This is a genomic window from Sulfurospirillum cavolei (genome assembly GCF_001548055.1).
Classification (GTDB): domain Bacteria; phylum Campylobacterota; class Campylobacteria; order Campylobacterales; family Sulfurospirillaceae; genus Sulfurospirillum.
The window spans coordinates 2485422-2502189 of sequence record NZ_AP014724.1 but is presented as its reverse complement, the minus strand read 5'-3'; the positions used below and the strand labels follow the sequence as shown (position 1 = coordinate 2502189).

Sequence of the window (16768 nt, the reverse complement as noted above, 5' to 3'; positions counted from 1 at the left end):
TTAATGAGAATTTAATTTTTATTACGTTTGATTTTCTGCGTAAGCCCTACGACGGCATTTGCTAAGATCGTAGGTTTTAAAAGGGTGAGTTTTACTTTCTCTATCGGCGGATATTTTTCCAACAATTTTTGCAATAAATCTTCAAGAGCTTCTTCAATCAAAGCGTAGCGTTCACGTTGCATCGTTTGCTCTAAAAAAGTTGCGATCTCGGCATAATCGATAAAAGAGCCCGTTTGATAGGTGTAGTCGATGGTGACATGTAAAACGACTGGTTGAGGCGTTACACGTTCCGTATCCAAAATACCGATAATGGTTTCAAACCGAAGCTCTTTGATGAGAATGCGCATTAAACGACTTTCGATTCTTTACCTTGAAAAAGTCGTACGATATTGGGAATATGTTTGTATACGATGATAAATGCGATCATGTAAAGAGGTGCATGCGAATGAATGCCGTGCATATCGGGTGTTATCAAATAGGACGCAACGATCAGCGTTAAAAGTGCCGATAACGAAGAGATTGAAGAAATTTTAAGTCCTTTGCCGACGATAAACCAAACGATGAAAGCAATAAGCGTCTCGAGAGGAAGCATCACGAAGAGCACGCCCGCACCCGTTGCGACGCCTTTGCCTCCTTCGAATTTAAGGTAAGGACTGTAGCAATGTCCGATAACCGCGAAAACCGCAATCGCCCAAAGCGTTTCGCTCTCGAGCCCTATCATTTTTGCAATCAAGAGAACGACGATGCCTTTCAATGCATCGCATACGACGGTTAAAATGGCTAGTTTTTTCGCCAACGAGGGGTTGCTCTCTTTTAAAACGCGAAGAACGTTTGTCGCGCCGATACTGCCGCTTCCGCTCTCTCGAATATCTTTCCCCGTAAGGCTTTTTGCGAGCAATAACCCAAAAGGTATGCCGCCGATTAGATACGCTAAAATATAAAATTGAACGTTGATATTAAACAAAAACTCCACGAATGCTGTCCTTGCATTTAAGATGATGAGGGCAGTATAGCAATTATTTTGTTATTATTCCTTTAACGCTATAATGCGGTTTTTCGAGATAGTCAAAGGATGGGAGCATGGATCATCAAGCGTTAAAAGCAGCGATTTTAGAACTCAAAAAAACCTTACATGTCAGTATCGTTGCCCATTTTTATCAAAAAGACGAAGTTTTTGAATTAGCCGATTTTACGGGAGATTCGTTGCAACTTGCCCAATGGGCCGCCAATGACGCCAATCCAAATTTACTGTTTTGCGGCGTGGGATTTATGGGGCAAAGCGTCAAAATTTTAGCTCCAACCAAACGCGTCATGATGCCTAAAATTGCCTGTTGCGCTATGGCACGCATGATTGATGTGGCGTATTACGAGCAAAACGTTCACCTCATGGAAGAAGCGGGTATCGCCAAAGAAGACATTTTGCCCGTGACGTACATTAACTCTTCGGCGGAAGTGAAAGCGGCTGTCGGGAAAATGGGCGGATTGGTATGCACTAGCTCCAATGCTAAAAAAATTATCGTTAAAGCGCGTGAAAGCGGCAAAAAAATACTTTTCGTACCCGATCGTTGCTTGGGTCAAAATATTGCCAAAGAGATGGGATTGCGTTCCTGCGTCATCGGAGACGGGACGGACGTAAAGGTAGCGGATATTATCTGTTACAACGGGTTTTGTTCGGTACACCAGCTTTTCGACGTTGAGGATATTGCTTTTTACCGTGCGAAGTATCCGGGTATTTTAATTGTCACGCATCCCGAATGCAAACCCGAAGTATGCGACCAATCCGACTTTGTCGGCTCGACCAGTCAAATTATCGATTTTGTTACTAAGCTCCCTAAAGAACAGAAGGTGGCGATAGGCACCGAATACAATATGATCAAACGTTTACGCCACGACAATACGTACGTCCTTTCATCTTCTAAGCCCGAGTGTCCGACCATGAATGAAACGACGCTTGAAGATGTCTATCGCACGCTTATCAGTATTCAAGAGGGGCGATTCGAGAATGAAATATCGATTTCGGAAGAGACGCGTTTTTGGGCGCACAAAGCACTCTACAGGATGTTTGAACTATGATTAAAACGTTTGTCAAAAAGGCGTTGGAAGAAGACGTCGGCAGAGGCGATTTATTTGCGTTGGTCGGAAAAGAGAGTTTTGCCACCGCTGCGATCATTTGCAAAGACGAAGGCGTTTTTGCCGGTAAACCGTACGTCAAAGCATTGTGTAAAATGAACAAGCTTGATATTACGTTTTATTTTGAAGACGGCGATACGCTTCACAAAGGCGATTTGGTCGCTCTTATTGAGGGAAAATCAACCCATATTTTACGGTGTGAACGCGTGATTTTGAATCTTATGCAACATGCCAGCGGCATCGCGAGCAACGTTGCTTCGTATAAAAAAGCGTTGGAAGGGTATACGCTTAAACTTTTAGATACGCGAAAAACGAGACCCCATTTACGTATTTTCGAAAAATACGCCATTCGTTGCGGTGGCGGCAACAACCACCGTATGGGACTTGACGATTGTTTGATGCTCAAAGACACGCATCTGCAAACCATCGACGATTTAAAACGATTTATCGAAGAAGCACGGGAAAAACTTCCCTTTACATGTAAGATCGAAATCGAATGCGAAACGGTCGATTTTGCAAAGTTTGCGATGCAATGCGGCGCCGATATCGTTATGTGCGACAACATGTCTCACGATACGATTCGCGAAGTGGTCGCATACAAAAAACAGTTTTTCCCGCATGTCCTTTTGGAGGCAAGCGGCAATATCACGAAGGAAAATATCGTTTTATATGCACAAACGGGCGTTGACGCGATTAGCAGCGGCAGTTTGATCCATCATGCAACATGGCTTGATTTTTCGATGAAGATTACGCACAAAACCGTAATTTAATACCTAAAGGATAATGCGTGGCGGATGACCAAGAAAAGACCGAAGAAGCCACGTCCAAGAAAATAGAAGATGCGCGCAAAGACGGAAACGTTCCCAAGAGTATGGATACGTCGGCGTTCATTACGCTGATCGTCGCGCTGGGAACGTTTTTAGCGATGCTATCGTGGATCGAGTCGCGAACGGTTTATTTGTATTACTACTATCACTCCCTCATCGGCGTCGAGATTACCAAAGAGGTTGTTTTACAAATGTCGCTTATATCGTGTCGAGAAGTGATTTTTATGGTTATTCCCTTAGCGGTTGCCGTCGCAATAGCGGGTATTTTGGCAAACGTGCTTCAAACGGGCTTTATTTTTACCACAAAACCGCTGATGCCCGATCTCAGCAAATTAGATCCGATGAAAGGGCTTAAAAATCTTCTTTCGTTAAAAAAATTGGTTGAGACGGTTAAAATTTTGATTAAAGTCAGCATCGTAATGTGGGTTGCCTACTACTTTTTATGGTCGTTTACCAAAGAATTGCCGACGGTGATCTATTTCCCTTTATATGACCAACTGGCGTGGTTGAAAGAAAAGATGCTCATTCTTGCGGCGGTTATTTTAATTATTTTTCTGGTTATCGCGCTGATGGATCTTTTATTTGTACGTTATAACTATTTTAAAAATTTACGTATGAGCAAACAAGAGATTAAAGACGAGTATAAGCAGATGGAGGGTGATCCGAAAATCAAAGCGAAAATTCGCCAAATTCAAATGCAAATGACCCGCAAGCGAATGATGCAAGAGATTCCCGAAGCCGACGTCGTCATTACCAATCCGACGCACTATGCGGTTGCAATTCGCTACAACCAAGAAAAAGAGGCTGCGCCCAAAGTGATCGCAAAAGGAACTGATTACGTGGCACTTCGTATTAAAGAAATTGCACTCAACCATCAGATTCAAATCGTCGAGAATCCTCCCTTGGCTCGCGAGCTGTACAAAAAATGCGATTTGGGAGAAATCATTCCCGAAACCCTGTACAAAGCGGTTGCCGAAGTACTTGCCTTTGTCTATCGAAGTTCTAAAAAAATGAGATAATCTACTTATTAGCAATTATTAAGTATAATTTTGGCTTTATCTCAAGGTGGTTTATTGATGTATCAAGAGGCGTGGAAGCGAATGCTCGAAGCCAATCATATCGTTATTGTTTCCCACGTGCATCCCGACGGAGATACGTTGGGCAGTGCGTTAGCTTTGTACGACGTATTGACGCGTGCCGGGAAAAAAGTAACGCATTACAATACCAATAACGAATTGCCTAGAGTGTACGATTTTCTACCCGGTTTTGCGAAAACAAAGCACGTGTTGCCGAAGACATTTGATTTGGTCGTCAGTTGCGATTGTTCGACACGAGATCGTTTGAAATTACCCAAGGGTGATTACGAAATCATTAACATCGATCATCACATCACCAATCGGTATTTCGGGCAAATGAACCTTGTGGTCGATCGTTTTACGAGTGCCGGAATGGTCGTGTATGAGTTGCTTAAAGCTAACGAAATCGAGATAAGCAAAGAGTGCGCAATATGCCTTTATACGGCGATTGCCGATGATACGGGGTTTTTCCTCTACGGCGATATGGATGCATTAACGTTTTCGATCGTATCGCATCTTGTCAAATGCGGAGCTAATCCGCAAGAGATTGCTTCGAAAGTAAAACGAAGAGAACCTTTATCGAAAATCAGGCTTTACGGCTACATGTTAAATCATTTTGATTTGCATGAAAACGGCACGATTGCCACGATTATCTTTGATAAAGCGGCATTGGAATCGACCGGTGCAAAGCGGCACGATACGAAAAATATCATTAATATGTTGCGAAGCATCGTTAACGTGACCAGTGCGATTATGATTTTGGAAGAGAAAGAGGGAGGCTATAAAGTCTCGTTAAGAAGTAAAGATATTAACGTCTCGCAAATTGCGTTGGAGTATCAAGGCGGAGGGCATAAAACCGCAGCCGGTTTTGAGGTGCCCTCGTGTGATCCGACGGTATTGAGAGACGAAATCGTAGCAAAAATTAAAAGGATTACTGAGGTATGAAACGACAACGTAAATTTTCATTAGCGGCATTAAGCTTAGGGATGATTTTTTTGATTTTAGTCGGCGGCGTAGCGTATGTTTTTAACTCAAGCCTTTTCGAAAGAGATGCACCGCAAGTCAATTTACCCAAAGAGATCGAATGGAATCTAAAAGATCCTATTCATATTCAAATTAGCGATCAAAGCGGATTGAAACGTGTGAAAGTCTCGTTATTCGACGGTGAAAAAAGCGTCGATTTGGAAAGTAAAGAACTAAAAACGTCCGAGGCTCTTCTTGATTTGAACGTCACGTTCCCTAAAACCGGCTTCGGTGCTAATAAAAAACTGTTCGAATTAACCGTAGAAGCGATCGATCGAAGCAAATGGAACTTTTTTGCGGGCAATACCGCACATGTCAAAGCAATCGTCAAAGTCGACACCAAACGCCCGGAAGTGACGATAGCGGGGAGTTCGTACAAAATTATGAAGGGCGGTGCCGCAGTCGTCGTTTTTAAAGCGCAAGACGAGGCGATGAAGTCGCTTTATATCGAGACGAATTTCGGCAAAAAATTCTATCCTACGCCTTTTTACAAAGAAGGGTATTATCTCTCTTTGGTCGCATGGCCGACGCAAGTCGAAAACTTTAGTGCCTCGGTCGTCGCAATCGATCGCGCCGGAAATATCACGAAAACGCACATTCCCTATTTTCTACAAGATCGTAAATACCGCACTTCGACGATTCAATTGGAAGATCGTTTCTTGGACGGTAAAATTGCCGATTTGGTCGCCGAGATGGCACCGGAACGCTCGAGCTTAGATCGTTTGGAAAAATTTAAATTTGTTAACGAAACCATGCGCGGTGGTAATGAAGAGTTGATCTTAAACGTAACTTCCAAAGTACCCACGACGCCGGTTCAAGGATTTTTCTTAAAGCCGTTTTATCCGTTGCGTAACGGTAAAGTCGTTGCAAGCTTTGGAGATCATCGTTTTTACGAATACCAAAAACAACCGACCAGCGAATCCTATCACCTCGGACTGGATTTGGCGAGCAATGCTCAAGCGACGATGCAAACTTCCAACGACGGCGTTGTTGTTTTAGCGCGTGAGAACGGTATTTACGGCAACAATATTATTATCGATCACGGCTTGGGGGTTTATTCGCTTTACGGTCACTGCTCTAGTTTCCTCGTGAAAGAAGGCGATGCGCTTAAAGCAGGCGATGCAATCGCAAAAACCGGTATGACGGGATTGGCATTGGGAGATCACTTGCATTTTGGCATGTATGTGCAAGGCGTAGACGTAAGACCCGAAGAGTGGATGGACGAGCAATGGCTTAAAGAGAGCGTCTTTAACGTGATCGATGCCGCGAAGAAGTTGGTCGATCGATGAAAGTAACCCAAAAGAACGTTCGGGTATTTCATATCGAAATCGACGACGAGAGTGCTTTTTTAGAATATTTTAGAAAAAACAGTCCTCTTTTGAAGGAATTCTTTTTGCTTATCGAAGGGGAAATAACACCGAAAATCGCCTTTGTTTTAGAGCAAAGCGGTGTGTGTTACAAAGAGATTAATCAGTGCCGTATTCGATTCGGGTCGATTAAAAAAGAAGCGGTAGCCGTAGAAGAGCCGTCCCAAAAAGAGACATGTGACGAAAAACCTTTATCTAAAGAGTCACATGAATTAACGCAACAGCGTAAAGTAAAGCTTTACGATAGAACGATTCGTTCGGGTGAAGAGTTGCACGAGACGCTTCCGACGGTTATTTTCGGGCGCATTAACAGCGGCGCAAAAGTCTTTTGTGAAGAGAGTATGAGTATTTATGGTATGATAGACGGATTAGTGCAGTGTGACGGCGAATACATTGTCTTAAGCGGAATCGGTCCAAGGGGGCACTTGATCTTCAACGGCCAAATCGTGGATAGCGAACAGATTCGAGCCAACGTATTGCAAAAAATCGTTATACGCGATCATGCGTTAGAAATAAAGGAAGTAGTGTGAAGCAAACGACACTCGCAAGAGCGATTAGTAGCTTAGGCATAGGATTACACAAGGGCGAACCGATTCAAATCCGTTTAGAACCCCTAGAAGCAAACAGCGGTGTCGTGTTTTACCGAAGCGACATCGGTTTGTTGGTTCAGGCTAAGCCCGAAAATGTCGTTAACACGCAAATGGCGACGGTCATCGGTAATGCTAGCGGGTCGATTTCGACGATTGAGCACTTGCTCTCGGCAATCTATTCCTACGGTATCGATAACGTGCGTGTCGTATTGGACGGTCCTGAAGTTCCCGTGATGGACGGTAGTAGTGCCAGCTTTTGCATGATGTTGGACGAAGCGGGTATTCGTAAATTGGATGTGACTAAAAATGTTTTGATCCTCAAAAAAGAAGTCGAAGTAAGTGATGGCAAAAAATTCGTACGCGTGAGTCCGAGCCTAACGCCTCATTACAGTTTTGAAATCGAATTTTCCCACCCTTCCATCGGTCGACAATCGTACAGTTTCGAATTTAGCAAGAAAAATTTCCTTGAAGAGATCGCCAAAGCTCGAACGTTCGGTTTTCTTAAAGACGTACAGATGTTGCGTTCACGAGGGCTTGGACTCGGCGGTTCTTTAGACAATGCCGTTATTATGGACGAGCACAAGATTTTAAATCCCGAAGGGCTTCGCTTTTCCAATGAATTCGTACGCCATAAAATTTTGGACGCTATCGGCGATTTATCGCTTTTAGGTTCGCCTTTTGCGGGAAATTATACCTCTTTTGCCGGAAGTCACCACCTCAATCACGAATTGACAAAAGCGATTTTAAGGGATCCGAGTAATTATGAAGTCAGAGCGTTAAGTGACGAAAAAGCGCAAGCGTTCGAAAAGGTTTTTGCATAAAAACATCGGTCGACATCGTCGTTATAGCATTAGCGTCTCCTCTTTATATAGGCGTATACGAGAACAATCGTTTGATTCAAACATACGAATCAAACGAGCAAACAAGCGATGCGTTGCCCGCACTTTTTGACGTTGTGTTAAAAAACTACGCACCGAAAAGACTCTTTTTCGCCCGAGGCCCCGGAAGTTTTATGGCGATAAAAATCAGCTATATTTTTTTAAAAACGATGAGCATCGGTTTGCAAATTCCTCTTTTGGCATGCGACGGTTTTGCATTAAACGGCTCTACGCCGATTCGAGCGATGCGCAATCTTTATTTCATCAAAGAAAACGACACGATTTCGACCGTCCGTCTCGACGAGCCCGCGGCGGCGCAACCGTTTACGTTGCCGACCTTGCTCGATGTTTCGCTCTTTAGCGAGGAGACGGAACCGCTTTACATGTTACCGGCAGTTTAGGAGAAAATAGGTGAAAATTTGTATACCCGCAACCAGTGCTAATTTAGGACCGGGGTTTGATTGCTTAGGGCTTGCGATTGCCTTATACAACGAAGTGACGATTAAACCCTCACGTTATCAAAGTATCTCCGTTAAAGGAGAGGGCGAAGAAAACGCCAAACTCAAAAGCAACAATATTTTTGTCTCTATTTTTTATGAAATTTATCAAGAAGTAACCGGAAAAAAAGACCCGTTTCGTTTTGAATTTTACAATCGTATCCCTTTTTCGCGCGGCCTTGGAAGTAGTTCCGCCGTGATCGTCGGAGCCATTGCGAGTGCGTATAGTATGGCGGGTATTAAAGTGTCGCGTGAAGCCGTTTTGAACAAAGCGATTCTCTACGAAACGCATCCCGACAATATCGCACCCGCCGTTTACGGCGGTTTTACAAGTTCTATCGTCGAAAATGCGAAAGTCAGAACACTCAAAAAAGAGTTGAGTTCACAATTGCGTGCGGTAATGGTCATACCCGATCGTCCGATGTCGACGGCACACTCACGAACTTTGCTACCGAAATCCTATTTGATGAAAAACGTCGTTTACAATCTCTCTCGTGCATCGTTAATGAGTGCCGCTTTTTTTAGCGAAAATTGGGACGTTTTACGAGCGGCATCCAAAGATTGCATGCACGAACACCGTCGGATGCGCCAATTAAGAGAGCTGTTTGATGTTAGAGAAGTCGCCCTTCAAAACGGAGCACTAATGAGTACGCTCTCAGGTAGCGGCTCTTCGTTTTTCAGTTTAGTCAAGCAAGAAAATGCCGCTAAGGTGGCGCAGGCACTCAAAAATCGCTTTGAATCGTTCCGAGTAGAAATTTTTGAGTTGGATAACGGCGGTTTTCAAATTCTACAAAGCTGAAAAACAGCTAAATTTTGATATAATCAGGCGCAAAAATGAGTCAACCTATCCGAATGTGTATTGTATGTAGAACGCGCATCGAACAAAAAGCGTTGCGACGGTTTCAACAGTTTAAGGGCGAACTCGTGCTTTTTTCGGGAAACGGAAGGAGCTTTTATCTCTGCGAAACATGTATGAAAGAAAATGAGAAAAAAGTTATAAAAGTACTCAACCATAAATGCAAAACTCACCACCAAGCATTAAGTGAATTTGGTAAAATTTTTAAGGAGACAGGGTCGAATGGATAAAGTTCGTATTACCGACGTAGCAAAAGAATTAGGCATGAATAATAAAGATATTTTGGAAAAAGCCAAAGATATCGGACTAGACGTGAAAGGGCATGCAAGCTCCATTAGCGCGGAAGATGCCGAAAAATTAGCCAACTATATTTTAACGGGCGAAGGTGCACAAACGACGAAATCCGCGGCTCCTACCAAACCGGTTGAAGAGAAAAAACCGGAGAAAAAAGAAATTCCGGTCGAAGCCCCCAAAGCGGTCGAGACAATGCCTCAGCCTAAAACCAAAACATTGAAAGAAAAAGAGCGCGAATTAGGGATTGCACCTGCAAGCGTTATGCCTAAAGAGCTTCCTAACGAAGGTAAAACCGACGTCGTAAGCGAAGACGACGAGGGCGAAGAAAAAGTCGACCCGACCAACGTGCGTAAACGAAGAGGCCTTGTCATCGTTAAGAAAAAGCGCCCCGAGACGAAGCAAATCGAAGCCGATGACGAAGATGAAAACGTATCTTACGGAGCATCTTTTAAAAGTGCGCCTAAAAGCATCGAAGCGATGTTTGCTTCCGGTAGTTTACAAAGCGAAATGCAAAAAAAGAAAAAGAAAGTTAAAAAAGGTCCGGCAGAGAAGAAAACGAATGCGGAAAAATTAGACCTATCGATTAATATCGAAATGGCGGATACGAATATCGATGCCGAGGACGAGGAGATGATCGTTCTTCCGGATCTCAATATGGGAATAAATATCCAAGAAGAGGTCAAAAAGAAAAAGCAGATCGACCCGAGCCAAATTCGTACGACGAAAAAAACCAATTTTGTGATGCAAAGCATTCAAAGAGAAGGACGTAAACGAAGACGCCGTCCGGTACAAGCTAAAGAAAGCGAAGCGATCAGCGCGATTGAAATCGCCGAAGAGATTCGTGTCTACGAATTTGCGGAAAAAATCAATAAACCGGTCGGTGAAGTCATTAAAGAGTTGTTCTCTTTGGGTGTCATGTTTACGAAAAACGACTTTTTAGATAAAGACTCGATTGAAATCTTGGCCGAAACTTTCGGTATTAACGTGACGACCGTCAACGATCAAGAGGCATTTGATTACGTTAAAGCTTACGACGAAGAGCAAGAGGGCATGGATGAGCATCTGGTAGAACGCGCTCCGGTCATCACGATTATGGGACATGTCGATCACGGTAAAACGTCGCTTTTGGATTACATTCGACACGCAAAAGTCGCTGCCGGAGAAGCAGGCGGAATTACGCAACACGTCGGTGCGTATATGGTCGAGAAAAACGGACGCAATATCACGTTTATCGATACTCCGGGGCATGAAGCGTTTACCGAAATGCGTTCACGCGGTGCGAAAGTAACCGACATCGTTATTGTCGTTGTTGCCGCAGACGACGGAGTTAAACCTCAAACCAAAGAAGCAATCGAACATGCCAAAGCGGCAAACGTACCGATTATTATTGCGGTCAATAAAATGGATAAAGAATCCGCCAATCCCGATTTAGTCAAAGCGCAATTGGCAGAACTCGGCATTACGCCGATCGATTGGGGCGGCGAACACGAATTTGTTCCGGTTTCGGCTAAAACGGGTATGGGAATCGAAGAACTTTTGGAAGTGATTTTATTGCAAGCCGATTTATTGGAGCTTAAAGCCGATCCTACGCGTGAAGTTAAAGCGACCGTTATCGAAAGTTCGTTGGAAAAAGGACGAGGTCCCGTGGCAACCGTCGTGATCGAAGACGGTACGATGCGCGTCGGCGACATTGTCGTTGCCGGTATTGCCTTCGGTAAAGTGAAAGCTTTACTTAACGATAGAGGTATTTCGGTTAAAGAGGCAAAACCGGGCGAGCCCGTCGTTGTTTTAGGTTTAAGCGAAGTTCCCGGTGCGGGCGAAACGCTCATCAGCGTTAAAACGGATAAAATAGCGCGCGAGTATGCGAAGAAAAAAGCGGAATACCTCCGCCAAAAAGAGCTTTCCAAATCGACTAAAGTGAGCCTTGACGAATTAAGCGATATGATTGCCGAGGGCGCGTTGAAAACGTTACCGGTCATTATCAAAGCGGACGTTCAAGGAAGCCTTGAAGCGATCAAAGGAAGCCTTGAAAAAATTCGTAATGCCGAGACCAAAGTCAATATCGTCAGTGCGGGAATCGGCGGTATCACCGAAAGCGACGTTGCTTTGGCAAGTGCTAGCTCCAACTGTGTTATTTTAGGATTTCACGTACGACCGACGGGTCCGGTGAAAGAAAAGGCGAAAAGTTCGGGCGTCGAAATTAAAACATACAGTATTATTTACGACCTGATCGATGACGTCACCAATCTCGTAACGGGTATGATGGCTCCGGTAATTCGTGAAGAGAATATCGGTCAAGCGATGGTTCGAGAAGTCTTTATGGTACCCAAGCTTGGAGCAATTGCGGGTTGTATCGTAACGGACGGTACGATTAACCGCGGTGTGAAAATTCGCGTTATTCGCGACGGTGTTATTATTTTTGAAGGAAGCGTTTCATCGTTGAAACGTTTCAAAGACGATGTCAAAGAGGTCGGCAAAGGGTATGAATGCGGCGTAGGCATCGACGGATACAACGATATTAAGGTCGGCGACTACATCGAAAGCTTCAAAGAGGTTGAAGAAAAAGCGAAATTATGATGGATAAAAGTATTAAAATCCAACGTACCGAAAGCGTTTTACGAGAGCTGATTCCAGAGGCTTTATGCACGCTTCACGATGAGCTCTTACGCGGTGTTTGCGTCGTGGACGTGGAATGCAGTCGCGGAAAATACGACGCAATCGTCTATTTAGACGGTTCGGTGTACGACGAAAAAGAAAAAAGCTATATTTTATCGCATCTTGAGCGCGTGAAAAGGCATATTCAAACCCATTGTATGCAAACGGAAGGTTGGTTTCGTTGTCCCAATTTTCGTTTTCGTTTTGATGATAGTTTAGAACGCTACACGAAGATGGATGCACTGTTTGCCAAAGTAGAAGAAGAGTTGAAAAAAGGTACTAAAAGCGATGATTAATCTAGAACAAATTACAAAAATCGTCGAAAGTTGCGGCGTATCTTTATACGATACGGAAGTCGCAAGCGAATTCGACAAGAAAATTTTTCGTATTTACATTAGCTCAAAAGAGGGCATCGGTTTGGATAAATGCGAAGAGATTAGCCGCATTTTATCGCCGATTTTTGATTTGGAACCGCCGCTTGAGGGCGAATACTTTTTTGAGGTCAGTTCCCCCGGTATCGAGCGTAAGTTGGTCAAACCCGAACATTTTGCCGCTTCGATCGGTGAAAAAGTCAAGCTGAAATTAAACGATAAAGAAAAAATGGTCGGAGTGTTGGAGGCGTATGAAAACGGCGTTGTGTCGGTTCGTATCGATAATGACGTAAGACGCATTCCTTTAGAATCGATCGAAAAAGCCCGAACGTATTTTGAATGGTAAGGGCGTGTGATACGCCTTTGATGCAAAAGGCTTTAAAAGCCGCTTGGGCGTATCAGATTCTCACGTTTCCTAATCCTGCCGTCGGAGCCGTCGTCAGCGACGATGCGGGTACTATTTTAGGTATCGGTGCCCACGTTCGAGCAGGCTCTCCTCATGCCGAAGTGATCGCGCTTAAAGAAGCGTACGTCGCATTGACGCACGATCACGCGATAAACGCTCTTGAAGATTCGCAAGAAATTCACGACTATTTAATCCTTCACCACCGTTCGTTATTTCACCCTTTAACCTTACATGTCACGCTAGAGCCGTGTCATCATTACGGAAAAACGCCTCCGTGTTCGCATTTGATTCAAACGTTGGGGATCAAACGCGTTGTTATCGGTTCTTACGACGAGAGCACACAAGCCAAAGGCGGCGGGGCTTATTTGCGAACATACGGTGTTGAAGTTGAATACGGGTGTGAAAAAGAGGCGTGCGATCGTTTGTTGGCACCTTTTACATGTCAGCTTCATCGACGGCCGTTTCTCTTTTTTAAAGTGGCGTTGAGCGCCAACGGCGTTGCGACGGGCGGAACGATTAGCTCTTTGGAATCTCGTACAAGAGTGCATGCGCTTCGCGATCGTTGCGATCTTTTAGTGATCGGCGGAAATACGGTACGCGTCGATCGTCCGATTTTGGATGCACGGTTGGTTCAAGGAAAAGCTCCCGATATTTTGATCTATTCACATCACAAAACATGGGATAAAAGTATCCCGCTTTTTAGCGTTGCAAATCGACATGTAAGCATTTCGGACGAGCTAGCGTTAGATGCATACCGTATGGTGATGATCGAGGGTGCTCAGGGCATGCTCGATGCGGTACAACAGAGCGTTCAATGGTACTTGATCTTTCGCTCCCCGCATACCAAAGAGGGAAAAGCGTTGGTTTTACCGCAAGGTTTAGAGTTGTGCTATTGCGAAACCATCGGAGAAGATACGCTTTCGTGGTACTATAAACGTACTTAAAAGCCTTACATGTGAAAACATTTTTTATGTTGCAGTAAGCGACATGCTTGGCGGTAGTAGGGCGTTAGTTCCGAAGCAGAGAGCTCAATCAGCGGGGCGTATTTTTCAAGCGTCGCCCAGACGCGCTTGGCTCCCTCAGTTTTGCCTTTTTTCGCCAATGCCAATGCCGTAGCACCGTTAATCAATCCTTTTAAAATTAAAGCATCGTTGAGCGATTCGGGAAGTTTTTTAAAAGCATGCCACGAAGGCTCTAAAACCTCATGACCTTCGACAAAGTCTTCGTTTTCGACGACGATCAAAAAGCGTTCTAATGCTTCGCATACCTTAGAGTTTGGTTTTAGGGGCGGGTTCATGCAGATAATATCCTTGTGCAAAGTCGATGCCTAACTCTTTCACGCGCGTTAAGACTTCGTGTTTATGAACAAATTCCGCAACGACTTGGATACCCAAGCTTTTGGCAAATGTGACGATAGCTTTGACGGTTTCGTATGCGTTGCTATCCGTATCGATGTTCTTAATCAACGAACCGTCGATCTTGATAAAATCCACTTGAAGCTGTAAGAGGTATTCAAAATTCGAGTATCCGGAGCCAAAATCGTCGATTGCCAGTAAACACCCTTCCGCCCGTGCCGTTTGCAGAAAAGCTTTGACCTCGGGCGAATTCTCGATACCCTCACTCTCCAGCAGCTCGATCGTAATACGCTTTTTCAGCATCGGATAGTGATGGAGCGTCGATAGCAAAAATGAAGCGATTTCGACATTGAGAATATCTTCTTTGGCAAGATTGATCGAGACGTCGCAATGAAGTTCTAATGCCGCTTGGATCGCTTCTTGGATCACAAAGCGCGTTAGTTGGTGATAGACGTGCATGCGTTTTGCCAAATCCAAAAAGTGAAACGGCGCGATAATCGTTCCGTTGCGGTCGATAAGTCGGATCAGCACTTCGTATTTTTTTCGCTCCGCCGTATCGTTTAAAGGGACGATCTCTTGGAGAAAGACGGTAAAACGGTTGTGCACTAAGGCATCGCGTAGCGTTTCGTTCCATGCGATGTCGCCTTGAAGTTTTTTGGAAAAACCTTCGTTATCGTCGTAGACGACTAAAGCTTTGTGGCTTTTCCGTGCCTCTTCCAGAGCGATTTCCGCTCGATTGTAGGTATAGTCGTTACCGTTGGCGATGCCCATACGAAGCGTGATCGCATAGTGCTTGCCTGCGATGATGAGTCCTTCATCGTTCAGGCGTGTCAACAAAGTGTCGCATTTTTGAAGAAAATCGTCGTAGGAGAGGGTTTCGCAACATAAAAGGGCAAATTCATCGCCTTGGAGGTAGAAAAGCTGAAAACATTGCGTCAGTGCCGTTTTGATTTTAAAACAGAGGTGTTGCAGAACCGAGTCCCCAAATGCTTGTCCGTGCAGGGTATTAATATCGCGAAAGCCGCAAATATTTAAAATGGCAAGATGAGGATCGAGGCATTGCTCGACGGATTCAAAAAGCATTTTACGTCCGGGAAGATCCAAAACGTTCTCTTTTTTGAGATGCTCCATTTGTTCGAAAAGGTCCGTAATATCGTAGCGAATCGCAATAAACTCCTCGATCTCGCCTTTGGCGCTTAGCATCGGTATAATGGCGGATTTGACATAGTAGGTTTGCCCGTTTTTACGTAAATTTTTCAAAATACCCTTCCACGTACGTCCGTGTTTAAGTGTTTGCCACATATCGTAAAAAAATTGAGGAGGGTTGTCGGGGTGACGTACGATATTGTGAGGTTTTCCGATCAGCTCTTCTTTGGCATAGCCCGAAATGCTCACAAAAGCGTCGTTAACGTAGGTAATAATGCCTTTGGGCGTTGTTTTGGAGACGATGGCTATTTCATCGACGGCTTCGGTATAGCGGTTGAGTTGAAGGGATTGCTGGTCGTGTTCGACGATCAGCCGTGCGATTTCGCCGAGTTCGTGCTTTTGTTTTGAAAGTGCGGCAATGTACATGTAATGTTTTGTTTTAAGTGCTTTGGAAAGATAGCGAATCGGAATGAAAAACGTTTTGCGCGTTAGAAGGAAAAAAAGGAAAAATGCTACAAGAAGAATCACCGATCCCGCCGTAAATAAAACGGTTTGAAGTTCCGTCATAAAAAGCAATGCCGAGGGAAGATACTCAAAGCGCAAAAAGCCGACCGTCGTGTCGTCTAAGGCTTTTAAAGGAAGCAAAAACGGCATTTCACGTTGTTCTTTGTCGCTCAAGGGAGGAATAATTGCGGTTTGAGCGCGCGTCAATTTAGCGATTTCATGGAAAAATGCCTGATCCCATTGCCGTACGATCACGAAAAAACCGATAGGGTGTTCATCGGAGGCATTGTGAGCGTAAAGGGGCGCTAAAAAATATTGGTTAAGTCGCGTTTGCGCGTCTAATGAAAAAAATTCTTTGAAAGAAGGCATAGGAGTTGAAAAACGATGCAAATCGGGTATCGTATAGGCGACTGACGTGTCGAAGCGGTAAATCAACTCTTTACGTGCATTAAAAAGCAAAATCGCATCGACGTCCAAACGTTTTAAAAGAGGTTCCAAATGGGAATGTCCCCATGCCGTATCGTTGGAAACGATAAAAGCTTGAAGCGCGTCTAATGCCGCATAATCGTAGACGGTTTTACGAATCAAACGGCTTTCGAGTTCCAAAACACTTTGATACCTCTCAAAAGCACTCCATTGCTCTTTTAAAATGTTTCGATGTTCGTCCGTTTTGATACCAAACCATACGCCCATCATCAGCAAAATGGTCAATACTAAGATGAGAAAAGTGTAAAGTGTATAGGTTTTGGTCAGTTTCATGCAAAGAGTATAGTGAATCGTGCGTTTAAATTTG

The 16768-nt window shown here is 44.2% G+C and carries 18 protein-coding genes; 14 read left to right on the top strand and 4 right to left on the bottom strand.

Annotated elements, in window-relative coordinates; translation table 11 throughout:
* Window positions 1-11: 11 nt before the first annotated feature.
* Window positions 12-347: a dihydroneopterin aldolase gene (locus UCH003_RS12545; protein WP_039671991.1), complete on the bottom strand. Its 336-nt coding sequence runs from the start codon at window positions 345-347 to the stop codon at window positions 12-14.
* Complete coding sequence (plsY, locus tag UCH003_RS12540; protein ID WP_060826758.1) at window positions 347-973, bottom strand: glycerol-3-phosphate 1-O-acyltransferase PlsY; 627 nt, start codon at window positions 971-973, stop codon at window positions 347-349. Before plsY ends, UCH003_RS12545 begins: the two co-directional genes overlap by 1 nt.
* 107 nt (window positions 974-1080) lie before the next feature.
* On the opposite strand from plsY, the gene nadA reads away from it, so the two are divergent.
* From nadA to ribD, 14 genes are all read left to right on the top strand, one after another.
* Window positions 1081-2073 carry a quinolinate synthase NadA gene (gene nadA, locus UCH003_RS12535; protein ID WP_060826757.1) on the top strand — a complete coding sequence of 331 codons (993 nt, stop codon included), beginning with the start codon at window positions 1081-1083 and terminating at the stop codon, window positions 2071-2073.
* The gene (gene nadC, locus UCH003_RS12530) at window positions 2070-2900 is read left to right on the top strand and encodes a carboxylating nicotinate-nucleotide diphosphorylase (protein ID WP_039671994.1); all 831 of its coding nucleotides are present in this window, start codon (window positions 2070-2072) and stop codon (window positions 2898-2900) included. Before nadA ends, nadC begins: the two co-directional genes overlap by 4 nt.
* Before the next feature lie 17 nt (window positions 2901-2917).
* Window positions 2918-3976 (top strand): flagellar biosynthesis protein FlhB, encoded by a 1059-nt coding sequence (flhB, locus tag UCH003_RS12525; protein WP_039671995.1) that lies wholly within the window; start codon window positions 2918-2920, stop codon window positions 3974-3976.
* A 57-nt stretch (window positions 3977-4033) separates the two neighbouring features.
* Complete coding sequence (locus UCH003_RS12520) at window positions 4034-4978, top strand: DHH family phosphoesterase (RefSeq protein WP_060826756.1); 945 nt, start codon at window positions 4034-4036, stop codon at window positions 4976-4978.
* On the top strand, window positions 4975-6345 hold the full coding sequence (locus UCH003_RS12515) for a M23 family metallopeptidase (RefSeq protein WP_060826755.1): 1371 nt from the start codon (window positions 4975-4977) through the stop codon (window positions 6343-6345). Before UCH003_RS12520 ends, UCH003_RS12515 begins: the two co-directional genes overlap by 4 nt.
* Window positions 6342-6953: a septum site-determining protein MinC gene (minC, locus tag UCH003_RS12510; protein WP_039671998.1), complete on the top strand. Its 612-nt coding sequence runs from the start codon at window positions 6342-6344 to the stop codon at window positions 6951-6953. The genes UCH003_RS12515 and minC overlap by 4 nt, the downstream gene beginning before the upstream one ends.
* Window positions 6950-7834, top strand: a complete 885-nt coding sequence (lpxC, locus tag UCH003_RS12505; protein ID WP_039671999.1) for a UDP-3-O-acyl-N-acetylglucosamine deacetylase — start codon at window positions 6950-6952, stop codon at window positions 7832-7834. Before minC ends, lpxC begins: the two co-directional genes overlap by 4 nt.
* A 71-nt stretch (window positions 7835-7905) precedes the next feature.
* The gene (locus UCH003_RS12500; protein ID WP_231964783.1) at window positions 7906-8292 is read left to right on the top strand and encodes a hypothetical protein; all 387 of its coding nucleotides are present in this window, start codon (window positions 7906-7908) and stop codon (window positions 8290-8292) included.
* 10 nt (window positions 8293-8302) lie between these two features.
* The gene (gene thrB, locus UCH003_RS12495) at window positions 8303-9187 is read left to right on the top strand and encodes a homoserine kinase (protein ID WP_060826753.1); all 885 of its coding nucleotides are present in this window, start codon (window positions 8303-8305) and stop codon (window positions 9185-9187) included.
* Between the two features lie 35 nt (window positions 9188-9222).
* The gene (locus UCH003_RS14050; protein ID WP_039672002.1) at window positions 9223-9474 is read left to right on the top strand and encodes a DUF448 domain-containing protein; all 252 of its coding nucleotides are present in this window, start codon (window positions 9223-9225) and stop codon (window positions 9472-9474) included.
* Window positions 9467-12115, top strand: a complete 2649-nt coding sequence (gene infB / locus UCH003_RS12485; protein ID WP_039672003.1) for a translation initiation factor IF-2 — start codon at window positions 9467-9469, stop codon at window positions 12113-12115. The genes UCH003_RS14050 and infB overlap by 8 nt, the downstream gene beginning before the upstream one ends.
* The gene (gene rbfA, locus UCH003_RS12480) at window positions 12112-12489 is read left to right on the top strand and encodes a 30S ribosome-binding factor RbfA (protein WP_041963532.1); all 378 of its coding nucleotides are present in this window, start codon (window positions 12112-12114) and stop codon (window positions 12487-12489) included. Before infB ends, rbfA begins: the two co-directional genes overlap by 4 nt.
* Window positions 12482-12910: a ribosome maturation factor gene (locus UCH003_RS12475; RefSeq protein ID WP_039672005.1), complete on the top strand. Its 429-nt coding sequence runs from the start codon at window positions 12482-12484 to the stop codon at window positions 12908-12910. Before rbfA ends, UCH003_RS12475 begins: the two co-directional genes overlap by 8 nt.
* Window positions 12904-13914, top strand: a complete 1011-nt coding sequence (gene ribD, locus UCH003_RS12470; RefSeq protein ID WP_060826752.1) for a bifunctional diaminohydroxyphosphoribosylaminopyrimidine deaminase/5-amino-6-(5-phosphoribosylamino)uracil reductase RibD — start codon at window positions 12904-12906, stop codon at window positions 13912-13914. The genes UCH003_RS12475 and ribD overlap by 7 nt, the downstream gene beginning before the upstream one ends.
* Window positions 13915-13919: 5 nt before the next feature.
* Here the strand turns inward: ribD and UCH003_RS12465 are convergent, their stop codons facing one another.
* Both UCH003_RS12465 and UCH003_RS12460 read right to left on the bottom strand, forming a co-directional pair.
* On the bottom strand, window positions 13920-14267 hold the full coding sequence (locus UCH003_RS12465; RefSeq protein WP_060826751.1) for a DUF309 domain-containing protein: 348 nt from the start codon (window positions 14265-14267) through the stop codon (window positions 13920-13922).
* Window positions 14239-16734, bottom strand: a complete 2496-nt coding sequence (locus UCH003_RS12460; protein ID WP_060826750.1) for an EAL domain-containing protein — start codon at window positions 16732-16734, stop codon at window positions 14239-14241. The genes UCH003_RS12465 and UCH003_RS12460 overlap by 29 nt, the downstream gene beginning before the upstream one ends.
* Window positions 16735-16768: the final 34 nt, after the last annotated feature.